Annotated in this window: 11 protein-coding genes; 5 read left to right on the forward strand and 6 right to left on the reverse strand. The window is 41.8% G+C overall.

Annotation, left to right across the window (positions count from 1 at the left end):
* Positions 1–19: 19 nt before the first annotated feature.
* From recG to OCV27_RS00600, 6 genes are all read right to left on the reverse strand, one after another.
* Positions 20–2,098 carry an ATP-dependent DNA helicase RecG gene (gene recG / locus OCV27_RS00575; protein WP_125319485.1) on the reverse strand — a complete coding sequence of 693 codons (2,079 nt, stop codon included), beginning with the start codon at positions 2,096–2,098 and terminating at the stop codon, positions 20–22.
* Positions 2,099–2,218: 120 nt separating this feature from the next.
* A complete protein-coding gene (gene trmH / locus OCV27_RS00580; RefSeq protein WP_125319484.1) occupies positions 2,219–2,902 on the reverse strand; it encodes a tRNA (guanosine(18)-2'-O)-methyltransferase TrmH in 684 nt (227 codons plus the stop codon).
* A 63-nt stretch (positions 2,903–2,965) separates the two neighbouring features.
* On the reverse strand, positions 2,966–5,086 hold the full coding sequence (gene spoT, locus OCV27_RS00585; protein ID WP_125319483.1) for a bifunctional GTP diphosphokinase/guanosine-3',5'-bis pyrophosphate 3'-pyrophosphohydrolase: 2,121 nt from the start codon (positions 5,084–5,086) through the stop codon (positions 2,966–2,968).
* Between the two features lie 37 nt (positions 5,087–5,123).
* Positions 5,124–5,396: a DNA-directed RNA polymerase subunit omega gene (gene rpoZ, locus OCV27_RS00590; RefSeq protein ID WP_125319482.1), complete on the reverse strand. Its 273-nt coding sequence runs from the start codon at positions 5,394–5,396 to the stop codon at positions 5,124–5,126.
* Positions 5,397–5,512: 116 nt separating this feature from the next.
* Positions 5,513–6,136, reverse strand: a complete 624-nt coding sequence (gene gmk, locus OCV27_RS00595; RefSeq protein ID WP_125319481.1) for a guanylate kinase — start codon at positions 6,134–6,136, stop codon at positions 5,513–5,515.
* A 316-nt stretch (positions 6,137–6,452) separates the two neighbouring features.
* Positions 6,453–6,734, reverse strand: a complete 282-nt coding sequence (locus OCV27_RS00600; protein ID WP_125319480.1) for a hypothetical protein — start codon at positions 6,732–6,734, stop codon at positions 6,453–6,455.
* A 431-nt stretch (positions 6,735–7,165) separates the two neighbouring features.
* Here OCV27_RS00600 and OCV27_RS00605 point away from each other — a divergent pair, with 431 nt between their 5' ends.
* The 5 genes from OCV27_RS00605 (at position 7,166) to OCV27_RS00625 (ending at position 12,362) form a co-directional block, all read left to right on the forward strand.
* Complete coding sequence (locus tag OCV27_RS00605) at positions 7,166–9,157, forward strand: type VI secretion system Vgr family protein (protein ID WP_125323435.1); 1,992 nt, start codon at positions 7,166–7,168, stop codon at positions 9,155–9,157.
* Positions 9,157–9,720 carry a DUF6931 family protein gene (locus tag OCV27_RS00610; RefSeq protein ID WP_125323434.1) on the forward strand — a complete coding sequence of 188 codons (564 nt, stop codon included), beginning with the start codon at positions 9,157–9,159 and terminating at the stop codon, positions 9,718–9,720. The genes OCV27_RS00605 and OCV27_RS00610 overlap by 1 nt, the downstream gene beginning before the upstream one ends.
* An 11-nt stretch (positions 9,721–9,731) precedes the next feature.
* Positions 9,732–10,028 (forward strand): PAAR domain-containing protein, encoded by a 297-nt coding sequence (locus tag OCV27_RS00615; protein WP_125323433.1) that lies wholly within the window; start codon positions 9,732–9,734, stop codon positions 10,026–10,028.
* Between the two features lie 401 nt (positions 10,029–10,429).
* Entirely contained in the window at positions 10,430–11,800 is a 1,371-nt protein-coding gene (locus OCV27_RS00620) for a type VI secretion system protein TssA (RefSeq protein ID WP_125320296.1), read from the forward strand.
* A 25-nt stretch (positions 11,801–11,825) separates the two neighbouring features.
* Entirely contained in the window at positions 11,826–12,362 is a 537-nt protein-coding gene (locus OCV27_RS00625) for an Hcp family type VI secretion system effector (protein WP_125320295.1), read from the forward strand.
* The last annotated feature ends 17 nt before the right edge of the window (positions 12,363–12,379 follow it).

Here is a 12,379-nt window from a genome sequence, read left to right on the forward strand (position 1 = left end):
GATTAGACACTGAGGTTGCTTAAGCTTTAGAGTATATATCTTGTTCGCCCAGCCAGCGTGCAATAATGGCTGCTGCGCTATCAGGGTAGTTATCGTGGATATGACGTGAGATACGTTGTACCTCAGATATTAAATATTGATCTCTCACCAAGTCCGCTATTTTAAAGTCAGCGATACCGGTTTGTTTTGTGCCCAACAATTCACCTGGTCCTCGGATTTCTAAATCTCGTTGTGAGATAACAAATCCATCATTGGTTTCTCTTAGTACTCCTAAGCGTTTTTGTGCTGTTTTGGACAAAGGTGAGTGATAGAGCAACACGCAATGGCTGGCAACGCTTCCTCGCCCAACTCTTCCTCGCAATTGATGGAGCTGGGATAGCCCCAAACGCTCGGGGTTTTCAATGATCATCAGACTGGAATTTGGCACATCCACACCAACCTCTATTACAGTAGTGGCGACGAGTAAGTGCAGCTTGTTGTCTTTAAAGTCCTGCATTATGGATTGTTTTTCAGATGCCTTCATTCGCCCATGGACTAAGCCTATTTTTAGGTCTGGTAATTTAGCCTGTAATTCTTGAGCTGTATTTTCTGCAGCTTGCGCTTCGAGTAATTCTGATTCGTCAATTAGCGTACAAACCCAATAAGCCTGTTTACCTTCATTCAGGCATGCATTACGAACACGTTCGACAATATCATTACGTTTAGTATCTGGGATTGCTACAGTTTGGACCGGGGTACGACCCGGTGGAAGTTCATCAATAACTGAGGTATCAAGGTCGGCATACGCTGTCATGGCTAGAGTACGAGGAATAGGTGTTGCAGTCATGATGAGCTGATGGGGATACGTACCCTGCTTTTCGCCTTTCTCTCTTAGCTCAAGACGCTGATGAACACCAAAACGGTGTTGCTCATCAATAATTACTAGTGCTAGATGGTGAAAGTTCACATGCTCTTGAAATAAGGCGTGGGTCCCGACTACCATTCGAGCTTGGCCACTCTTAATTTTATCTAACTCTGTTTGTTTTGCTTTGCCTTTTAGTTTTCCTACTAACCAACCAACTTCAATGCCCATAGGCTCTAGCCATTGTTTGAAGTTAATTGCATGCTGCTCTGCTAGTAACTCTGTGGGTGCCATTAATGCGACCTGGTAATTATGCTCGAGTGCACGTAGTGCAGCGAGAGCTGCAACCAGAGTTTTTCCTGACCCAACATCTCCTTGTATCAGGCGCATCATCGGGTGAGGTTTTTCCAGATCTCGTTCAATTTCTGCTACAACTCGTGATTGTGCCCTCGTAGGTGAAAAAGGTAACTGCTGCAAGAATTTTTGTTTTAATTCGTCTTTTTCAGCAAGAAGAATGGCCGCATCTTTCTGGCTCTTGCTGCGCACCGACAGCATGGAAAGATTTTGCGCCAATAGCTCTTCCATTATCAGGCGGATTTGCGCGGGATGTTTACCTTCATCAAATAACGCTAGATCTATATCTGGAGTGGGTCGATGTATGATGTGTAGTGCTTGATTAAGCGAAACTTGCTGGTTATAGAGGCCGGTAGGCAATAGCTCTTGTACGGCAGTTTTATCGAGCAGTTCCAATGCTTGGTGTGTTAGATTGCGAAGAGTCAGTTGGCGTAGCCCGTCAGTGGTAGGATAAACAGGGGTTAGGTTTTGTTCCACTTCAGTCGTTTGGTTAGGTGCATAGAATTTGTAGTCAGGATGAATGATCTCCAGTCCTATGCTGCCTCGCTTAATTTCACCATAAGCATGAACTGTTTTCCCTTCGCTAAAGTTATGTTTCATCGCTGCGGTAAAGTTGAAAAACCTCAACGTAATCGTGCCATTACCATCACTTATCTTAACCGCCAGCATTCTGCGTTTGCCAAATAAGGTATCGGTATTCATGACTTTGCCTTGGACGCTTGCCCATAAGCCAGGATGAAGTTTGACGATAGGGTAAACACGAGTTCTGTCTTCATAGCGATGAGGGAGATGAAAGAGCAAGTCTTGAATTGAATGGAGACCCACTTTGGATAACTTTTCTGCGACTTTAGCTCCCACGCCAGTGAGAGAAGTCAAAGGAATGGCAGAGAGTAATTGGGACATGACACAGCTCGGTACGTTATTCACTAGCTAATTGACTTTACTAGTTAACCACTGAGCTGTGTTTTTGTACAGGAAAACTTGGTAAGGGGGCTGGATTTTGCTTTAAGATTGGTTTTAGCGCTACTTTTTTTGCATCTCGCGCCACCAATCTTCATCTGCCACTATTTCTCCTTGTTTATCGATTATCGGGTAAGGCAAGCCTTTGCGTTTGGCAACTTTAGCTAATACAGGGTGGCCGCGTTCAAATAGGACCCGTTGAATCGTATTTTCGGTAAGTGTATTGGCAGAGTTTTCATACATGCCAGCAGCTTGGCGTTGGCGCTGGGCTTCATACATGATAACAGCACTAGCAACCGAAACATTGAGTGATTGAACCATACCCAACATAGGAATCATAATATCCTGATCGGCAAGCAGTTTCGCTTGCTTTGAGGCGCCCATTTTTTCACCACCTAGTATGATGGCTGTTGGTTTGGTGTAATCAATAGAACGAAAATTCACAGCTGTATCGGACAAATTGGTGACTAAAACCTGCATGTTTTGATGTTTGAATGTATTGACTGCATCGCTAATGGTGTCATGCGTTTCCACCTCTACCCAGTTTCGAGCCCCAGCTGAAGTATGACTGAGCGTTCGCATTGAATTAGGCCAAACCGCATGGATTTTATGGATTGCTGTCGCATCGGCAGTGCGAATTACAGCTGAAACATTGTTGGGCTTGTGGACTTCCTCAAGACAAAATGTCAGATCAGTTTGGCGTGACTTGAGGACCTGTTGAATCCGTTGATAACGTTCTAAGTTCATAATGATAGTATGGTAGAAGCCCTTGAAACGATGGCTCAAGGGCATTTTGTGTGTAGTAGAAGCCTAGTTTTTACGACGCCGTACCTTTAGAGCGTGAGGCATAGCTTTAATCTTACGCATTATACCAGCAAGGTGTACTCTGTCTTTGGTGGTCAGTAAGACGGTGACTGTGTATAAGCGACCATCCTTCTCTTCTGTTGACAGACCATGGATGTTTGAACCTGTCTTTGAAATTACGTTTGTGAGCTCGGCTAGAACACCTTGACGATTTTGCACGTCAACGTACAGCTCGGTAATAAACTCCTGCTCGTAATCCTCAGACCACTCGACTGCCATGTACTTATCTAGCTCTTTTTGGTAACCGCGCACATTTGGGCAGGTTTCTCTGTGGACAACCAATCCTCGACCTGGAGATACATGAGCAATAATATGATCGTCAGGTATTGGATGGCAGCAGTTGGCAAACGTGAGTAGTAAACCTTCAGCACCACGTATAGGCAGTTTTTTCTTTGGTTTGCCGTCCGATGATTGAGCTTCAGTAAGCTCATCGACATCACCCAGTAGTCGACGCGCAATGACGATGCTCATCAACTCACCAAGGCCAATGTCTGCGAGCAGGTCATCGACACTATCTATCTTGAGTTCAGTCAACACTTTATGGATGTTGTCTTCACGGATATCCGATAAGGACAAATCGCCAAGGGCGTGATTAAGTAAACGGCGACCGAGTGTTATGGACTCTTCTCGGCGCATTGTTTTCAACACTTGACGTATCTTTGTACGGGCACGTGATGTGACAACATAGTTCAACCAAGCGGCATTTGGACGAGCTCCCGGAGCACTGATGATTTCGATCGCCTGGCCATTTTTAAGTGATTTACTTAAGGGGTAAGGGTTACGATCTACTCTTGCGCCGACACAGGTATTGCCAACGTCTGTGTGGACTGCGTAAGCAAAGTCCACGGCAGTGGCACCAACAGGAAGTTCGACAATACGGCCTTTAGGGGTGAAGACGTAAATTTCATCAGGGAAAAGATCAGATTTGACGTTTTCGATAAATTCGAACGAGTTGCCAGCGCTTTGTTGCAATTCTAGTAGGCTTTGCATCCAGCGCTGCGCCTTAATTTGGGCAGTGGTACCAGAGCGATCGCTATTACCTTTATAAGACCAGTGCGCTGCGACCCCTTTATCTGCCATTTGGTCCATATCCTCAGTACGTATCTGTACTTCGACAGGTACGCCATGAGGGCCAACCATTGATGTATGAATTGACTGATAACCATTGGCCTTTGGTACTGCGATGTAATCTTTCATTCGCCCTGGACGCGGTTTATACAAGCTGTGAACTTGACCTAAAACGCGGTAGCAGTTATCTGCGTCAGAAACAACAACTCTGAAGGCGTAGATATCCATGATGGTGTGAAAACGCTGTTCTTTAGTTTTCATCTTGTTATAGATGGAATAGAGATTTTTTTCGCGACCAAAAACTCGAGCTTTAAGTCCAACCTCTGTTAAGCGACCTTCAATTTCATCATGAATACGCTGAATCATCTCTTTTCGGTTGCCACGCGCTGACTTTACTACCGCTTTTAATACACGATATCGGTTGGGATATAAGGCTTCAAAACCTAGCTCTTCAAGTTCAGTTTTAATGTTATGGATACCCAAACGATGAGCAAGTGGTGAGTATATTTCTAGCGTCTCCCGAGCAATGCGGCGTTTTTTATCTGCTCGTAGAGCACCTAAGGTGCGCATGTTATGAGTTCTATCAGCAAGCTTGATAAGGATGACACGGATATCTTGCACCATGGCAAGAACCATTTTACGAAAATTTTCTGCTTGCGCTTCTTTACGATCGCGAAACTTGAGTTTATCAAGTTTTGATACTCCATCGACGAGCTCTGCAACGGTTGCACCAAATTGATTTTCTAAATCTTCTTTGGTTACGGCCGTGTCCTCAATAACATCATGCAGCAATGCTGCTTGTAATGTTTCTATATCAAGGCGCATTTCAGCCAGAATTCGAGCGACAGCAACAGGGTGAATTATATAAGGTTCGCCACTTGAGCGAGTTTGCCCTTCATGGGCATCTTTCGCTACCACATAAGATTGACGCAGAGCCTCAACTTGAGGCTCTGGGAGGTATTCTTGGGCAACGTCTTTTAAGCTGTCGAATAGATACAAACTTTAGGCCCGGAAGATAGTTGTTAGAAGATTCAGATTAACGGCTGTGAGCAATACTACTTACGGCTGCTAGCTCTGCTGCTTCTTGTTCCTGTTGTTCCTGACGCTCGCGAGCATCAAGGATGTCTTTAGTGATTAGGCCTTCTTCAATCTCGCGTAGAGCGATGACCGTTGTCTTATCATTCTCTTCAGGCACTAGTGAGTCTTTATTACCAGTTTGCATTTGACGAGCGCGGCGAGCCGCAATAAGAACTAGGTCGAAGCGGTTGCCAACTTTTTCAACAGCGTCTTGAACAGTTACGCGTGCCATGAGAACTCCAAATTAGTTAACTAAAAATTTTGTATGACGAGAAATTATACAGTCTCTATGTTCTCAGTGTCCAGTGGACACTGAGAGTAATTATTGATAAACCATCTTAGAATGGTTTACTCAGCTAAAAGTGCGTCAAGCATCACCTTATATTTGGCCGCTTGTTTGTCTTGTTTTAACCTTTCCGCTCTAATAATGGCTTTAAAATCTATTAGTGCGTTGTCGAAGTCATCATTGACGATGACATAATCGTATTCGGGATAGTGAGAAATTTCAGATTTTGCTTCTTGCATACGTTTAACAATGACCGCATCACTATCTTGACCACGAGCATTGAGCCGACGTTCTAACTCATCATCTGAAGGCGGTAAAATAAAGATGCTCTGTGCTTTGGGCATTTGCTTACGGATCTGGCGCGCACCTTGCCAGTCAATATCAAGAAATACGTCGATACCCTTATCTAGATTTTCTTCAATCCACAGACGAGATGTACCATAGTAGTTGCCGAATACTTTTGCATATTCAAGAAACGCACCTTGTTGTATTAATTCTTCAAAGGATTCTTTTTGCACAAAGTGATAATGAGTACCATCTTGTTCACTTGGGCGCATGCCCCGAGTGGTGTGTGATACAGACACTTTCATAGTGTAAGTCGGATTTGTTTCTAGCATGGCAGAAATCAAGCTAGATTTCCCTGCACCACTTGGTGCAGATACGATGTAAAGAGTGCCTTTTCCCATAGGTACATTTCCAATGTTTGGTTCGATCTTGCCTGCTTTTGGAGCTGACATATTAAAGATAGCACTGACTGTGAAAAATCACTGTAGTGATTAAGTTTCAGTCAGAAAAAGGGAGGAGAGGGTAGCATTATTTTTTTGCCAAAAACAATTATTCTGGATAAAAATATTACCCTATTTCGTTAGCACAAATAACTACAGGTTGGATTTCAGCCAGTATGAACTTGGTATTGGTTAAGTAGTGTTTACACAAGCAATGACCTACTTAACCATAAAAGAAGAAGTCAGAAGTATGTCACTTCTGTTTTACTAAGTTTCCTTATGCGTTCACAGATTGAATCCAACAAAAATCTCGTTTTTGAATGGAGTTCAATTCGTTTTTCAGTCCTTCCTGGTCGTTTTCGCTGGCAGATTTTTTTAGTTCAGCAATCTTTAATTTTATGTTCTCTAAGTTATTGTTATTTTTTATACGGAAAATAGGGCCTAATTTAGAGTTTGCAAGCCTAACTAGCTTGCGTCCTTTTACCACCATTAACTCATCTGTTGTTATTTGTTCTGGGGTACTATTAGCAATAATTGTACTGCCATCATAATTACACATATTAGCCTTGCTGAATTTTTCTTTTAAACACCAACACATTAATAAAATAGTAGGTTTTAAATTTTTAGATATGACTAATATTGTTATATTTTATAATAATAAACACTATATATGTGCCTTATGTGATATTTTTTCTTGTGCGATCTATAAATTTTATTTATAGATCGTGATGTAAACGTAATATGTTTTTAATGATGTATAGAGGAAACCCTTACATAGATTTTTTATATTAATCTTTACCTTATTCTTTAAAAACCATTCTTATTATTTGAGCTGATATTATTGTTATCATCAATAATTATACTTATAATTTAATACTGAATTAACCAAAATAAATTATTTTTATTTATTAAATAAAAATAATTTATTTTTATTTTTTTGAATAAAATGTAAGCCTTCTTAAAAATAGGATGATTTGTTATATCTAAATTATGGCTAATAGTGAATTAAGTTACCAAAACCGCCCCCTTACAGTAAAACTTTCAGATGAAAATTATATTGTCACCAAGTTAATTGGGGAAGAAGGCGTGTCTGAGGGATGTGAGTTTTCGCTATCTATCGTTTCAAACTCAGAAATTGATATAAAAAACTTGACTAAGGTAGTTAGTGTTACTTACTGCTATGCGCCTAAAAAAGAGCGCCTTTTTACAGGGTTATGCCATTCTCTCCAACTCAGTGGATATAGCAGTGAAAAAAAACAATATTATTACCAGATTGAAATGGTGGATCCACTAAAACTACTAGCATACCGCCGTAGCCGTAAAGTATTTCAAAACATGACGACCAAGCAAATTATCGAAAAGCTTATAGCTGAAACAGAACTGAAAACGTACTTTACTTTTTCAATTTCTGGATGTGGAAAAGAACACGAATATTGTGTTCAACTGGATGAAACTGACTTGATGTTTATTCATAGACTTCTGGCTAATGAAGGGTGGCATTTCCACGTCTGCCATCAATCAGGCAAACCTAATATTGTTATAGGGGACTCGAATCAGCGTTTCAATAAAATCAATGATTCAACCCTGACGTATCAAAAAGAAGGTAGTCAGTCAGGTCGAGGTCTAGTTACTTGGAGCCAATCTCACACAGTTGGCACAGGAAAAGTATCTATTGCAGATTATACGCAGATATTGGCTGAAACATTTAACAGTGGAGATAGGAAGAGTGTTAAGGGCTTTGCACCAGAGTCGTTCTCTGTAGGGCTCTTTGCTTACGGGTTCGAAAATAAGGATGAGGTTTCTATGGCTGCCAAAAGGCATATGGAGGCATTGGATCTTAAAAAGTGCGCATCACACTCCTCCTCTGGTATTGCTGAGTTGGCATGTGGCTACAAATTTAAGTTAGAAAACCATCCTGTTAAGTCAATGAATCAGGAGTATGTGATACTACGTATTTCTCACCAACTTTCATGTGAAGAATCTCTTAACGATACTACTTACACTAACCAGTTTACTTGTATACCTAGCGAGTTAGCTTTTCGCTCGGAGTTGCGTGATAAGCCTCGTGCGCACAGCCTACATACCGCAACGGTGACGGGCCCTTCAGGCGAGGAGATATATTGCGACAAAATGGGTCGTATCAAAGTGCAATTTCATTGGGATAATCAGGGAGAGAAAGATGAGAACAGCTCTTGTTGGCTGCCTGTTTCGCAAAGTTTTGCGAGCAAAGGGTTCGGTGCTCAATTTACTCCGCGTGTGGGAGATGAAGTCTTAGTTCAATATATCGATGGAGACCCTGATCGTCCCGTGATAACTGGTTCTCTCTACAATGAAGTTCATGCTGCTCCCTACTCTTCATCTTCTCAAAGTGGTATTAAAACACGCTCTACACCAAAAGGAAGTAGTGAGCAGGGAAACGAACTTCGTTTTGAAGACCAGAAAGATAAAGAGCAAGTATTCTTACACGCTGAAAAGGACTGGGTAGTGGATGTAAATAATGACAGTCAAGCCACTATTAAAGGTATGAAAACGACGGAGGTTGAAAAAAGTGTCTCATTGTTTGCCAAAGAAGATATTAGTTTAGAAAGTGAGAAACAGCTTACGACCAAGAGTAAAGGCAATTGGATAGGCAACAGTTGTCAGGACCTGACTCTTAAGGCGGACTCTAATATAAAGATGTCTGCGTCAAAGGATGCATGTATAGACGCTAGTAACATCGTGATTAGCGCAACAAGTAAAATCGAATTGAAAGTGGGGAGTAGCAAAATAGAAATTGATAATTATGGTGTCAGTATTAAGGCCCCTCTGGTATCTATTGAGGGTGAAATAGAAGCGGAAATGAAAGCGCAGGTGATAAATATTCAAGGTGAGGCTACAGCTGATATTAAAGGCATGCTGGTATCAGTTGAAGGTAGCCTTATGACAGAGGTTCAAGGAAAGGCGATGCTTGAACTGAAGGGTGGAGTTACGAAGATAAACTAATGAAGCTTATTAAAATCCCATACCAAAATGCAAAATGCATTCTGAGCTTGTATGAAGCTGGCAAGGCAATTAGTGAGTTGATGGATGATCAAACCACACCAATGGCATTGTTAGAAAAAGCGATGGTTCAGGAATTGTTTTCTGATGTAGTCACGTTCCTTGCTCATGCATTACCAGTTAGAGAGTCCGTTTGGTGGTCAGTTGCTTGTGCTTCTTCCCTTTCTCACTGGGGGGAGAATGAAGCTAATGCGATTCGCGCTGCAAAAGCTTGGGTGTATACGCCAGACGAAACCAGTCGCCGATTTGCCGAGAAAATGGCTGAAAAATCTGGATTAGAAAGTGGTGCTGGGTGGGCTGCTCAAGCAGCATTTTGGAGTGGCGGTAGCATGCTCAAGTCTGAGGATCCTGTGGTTGCTCCTCCTCCATATTTATATGCACAGGCTGTGGCAGGCAGCATAAACCTTACCGCAGTGCTGCCTCGCGGTGGTAACGCAAAAGAACGTTATCGAGCTTTTATTGACATGGGATTAAATATCGCATCTGGCGGTAGTGGAAAAGAGTAGGAGAAACCATTATGTTTCCAGCAGCACGAGCTACGGACATGCATATGTGCCCGATGCAAACACCAGCCCCAGTGCCTATTCCACATGTTGGTGGGCCATTACTGCCATTACCGAGTACGGTATTGATTGGAAATCTGCCTGCAACAACTATGGGGCAAATGTGTGGTTGTGTTGGAGCTCCAGACTCCATTATCAAAGGCAGCTCAACGGTTCTTATAAATAATAAACCTGCAGCACGCATGGGAGATACCACAGCTCATGGCGGGACAATTATTATGGGGCTACCTACTGTACTGATTGGAGGTTGATACGTGTGAATCGCGATAATATCCAAGGTGTGGGCTCACTCAATAATTACACAGACCATATTTTGAGATGGATTAAGCGCTTCAAACAATCCCTAGGTTTAATAATTAGTTCAAATATTTTAATTTGGCATTTGCCTATAAAAAAAAATTATTGGTGAGTTCTGTTTTTACTTGGTATTTTGATAATTAAGTCATTATTACATATTAAATTATACGCTTGGTGAACTTAATGATTTCAACTGATCTCAGCTGATTGGAGATAGGCACCTGTAAAATTTAATCTTAATAGCTCAAGAAAATTGTTTTTTCTGGTTAGTAAATTATTTGGTGTCCAAAAATGAATTCACCATATGCAACGACAATAACCGTATCCTTACGAATCAAATAATGAAACGCGGAATATGCCATTTTTAAAGTCTCAAATTGAACAGCTTTCGGCACCGATCGATGATGATTTAGCATGTGGTGTATACCTGAAATCAGATAAAAACGCATTTCGACCTTTGAGAAATGAATTTAACGTCGCCCAAACCGCGTTACGAAAGCTTTGCCAAAATCCAAGTACTGAAGAGCAACGAGAATTGAAAGAGGCTTGTTTAGATAGCTGGCAAGTTCTTTCTGTCACTTTGTTAGAGCAGTTTTCAAATAAAACTAGGGATATAGAGTTGATTGCTTGGTTTATTGCAGCTCAGTTTCTTTTGGATACGTCGATTGAGAGTGCTGCAAACAGTTTTGAATGGTTGGCGAATTTAGTTGAAGAGCAGTGGACAGATCTAAATCCTGTACTGCCACTGAAGCAACTGAGACTAGAAAGTGAGGATGGGCAAGCCAAAGAGCAAGCTGATGCAAAGGTAAAAGCATTTTCCCAATTGGTAGGGGACAGAGAAGAAAGCTCTATTCTGTATGCACCAATACTGCAATTGCCACTTATTGGAGATGTGACTTTTTTTAATTACCAAAGTGCCGAGAAAAGAGGTGAAATCAGCTTACTTAAATCTTCGTTGACTGCTTTAGTGGCTAATGAGCGCATTGCCATTCAATCTAAAATGGTGAATGTCGAACGTTGTATTGAACAATTGGATCGTCTTGCGAAATCGGTGTCACATTATACACAACATGTCAGCACCCAAGGAGTAAATTTTGGGTTTGTTAAGTCGATTCTCACCCGAGTTAATAATGCTCTTGAGCAACTGAGCGGAATAAAGTTAGCCACCAACGAAGCGCTCGGTGAAATGGGAAAAGATCATCAACTTGAAAATTTGACTGACGATGAGCAGGCAAAAGACAGTTCGCACACTACTACGGTACATGCAAAACCTGCCCCCCAGCGGCTTCATGCAGGCAATCTGTCTGAATGGAGCAAGTTGAATACGATGAACAGAGATCTTGCATTTCATTTATTGCAAGAGGTTTCTGACTATTTTCGTCAAAGTGAGCCACACAGCCCAGTTTCTTTCTTGCTAGAAAAAGCAATTCGATGGGGTTACCTGCCTCTGCCTGAGATGCTTCAGGAAATGATGTCTGAGCAGAGTGAAGCCTCTATACGTGCAGTCTGTAATGCTGCCGGGCTTAGTCATCTTGGGGCATTGTCTTTGAAGGGGATGGCTTCAGGGGGTGATATCAAAAATATACCGACGCCCCAATTAACTCCAACCACTTCGGGAAACCTAGGTGTTGAAAATCAGATAACACAGTTGCCCTCAAGTACAGATACTCAATCTGATAAAGGTGACGAACTAGAATCATCCTCTTCGTTGGACTTGAGTTGGTAATGACTTTTATAAATAAGGAAAGATTATGGCAAGTATATACATGCGTATAGATGGCTTCACATCAGATGGCTCTGCAACCGTTAAAGAAATCAAGACAAAAAATGGTAAGAACAAGGGGTGGTTTGCACTGAACTCTTTTACTTGGAGTGGCTCTCGAAAAGTGGCTATGGACGTCGGTAATATGACAAATGCTGACTCAGGTAAAGTGGCTTTCTCCAAAGTGAGAGTTAGTAAAGAAGTTGATGGTGCATCTGAAGATTTACTTTCCTTCCTTTTTGCTCCCGGCGAAAAAGGCAAAACCGTTGAGATTGCGTTTACTAAGCCTAGCCGCCTTGGCAAAGGTAAAGAAGTCTACTTTCAACTGAAACTCGAGGAAGCACGTTTGGTGAATTATTCAGTCTATGGTGTCAAAGGTTCTCAGCCTTTAGAGCGCATGTCACTTTCTTATACAGTCATTCATCAGAAGCATAGCTATGAAGCTTCTGGAGGGGATTTAAAAGATGGTGGCCTTGTCACATTCGACTTGAAGGAAGGTGAAATGAAATCGGGCAGTAAAAAATAATTTTGGTTAGATAAGCC

Source organism: Vibrio pectenicida (genome assembly GCA_024347015.1).
GTDB lineage: Bacteria > Pseudomonadota > Gammaproteobacteria > Enterobacterales > Vibrionaceae > Vibrio > Vibrio pectenicida.

Bases quoted from the DNA above. Each gene is read 5' to 3' on its own strand.
- recG (WP_125319485.1), bottom strand. From the start codon at position 2,098: ATGTCCCAATTACTCTCTGCCATTCCTTTGACTTCTCTCACTGGCGTG.
- trmH (WP_125319484.1), bottom strand. From the start codon at position 2,902: ATGAACTTAGAACGTTATCAACGGATTCAACAGGTCCTCAAGTCACGC.
- rpoZ (WP_125319482.1), bottom strand. From the start codon at position 5,396: ATGGCACGCGTAACTGTTCAAGACGCTGTTGAAAAAGTTGGCAACCGC.
- gmk (WP_125319481.1), bottom strand. From the start codon at position 6,136: ATGGGAAAAGGCACTCTTTACATCGTATCTGCACCAAGTGGTGCAGGG.
- OCV27_RS00600 (WP_125319480.1), bottom strand. From the start codon at position 6,734: ATGTGTAATTATGATGGCAGTACAATTATTGCTAATAGTACCCCAGAA.
- OCV27_RS00605 (WP_125323435.1), top strand. From the start codon at position 7,166: ATGGCTAATAGTGAATTAAGTTACCAAAACCGCCCCCTTACAGTAAAA.
- OCV27_RS00610 (WP_125323434.1), top strand. From the start codon at position 9,157: ATGAAGCTTATTAAAATCCCATACCAAAATGCAAAATGCATTCTGAGC.
- OCV27_RS00615 (WP_125323433.1), top strand. From the start codon at position 9,732: ATGTTTCCAGCAGCACGAGCTACGGACATGCATATGTGCCCGATGCAA.
- OCV27_RS00620 (WP_125320296.1), top strand. From the start codon at position 10,430: ATGCCATTTTTAAAGTCTCAAATTGAACAGCTTTCGGCACCGATCGAT.
- OCV27_RS00625 (WP_125320295.1), top strand. From the start codon at position 11,826: ATGGCAAGTATATACATGCGTATAGATGGCTTCACATCAGATGGCTCT.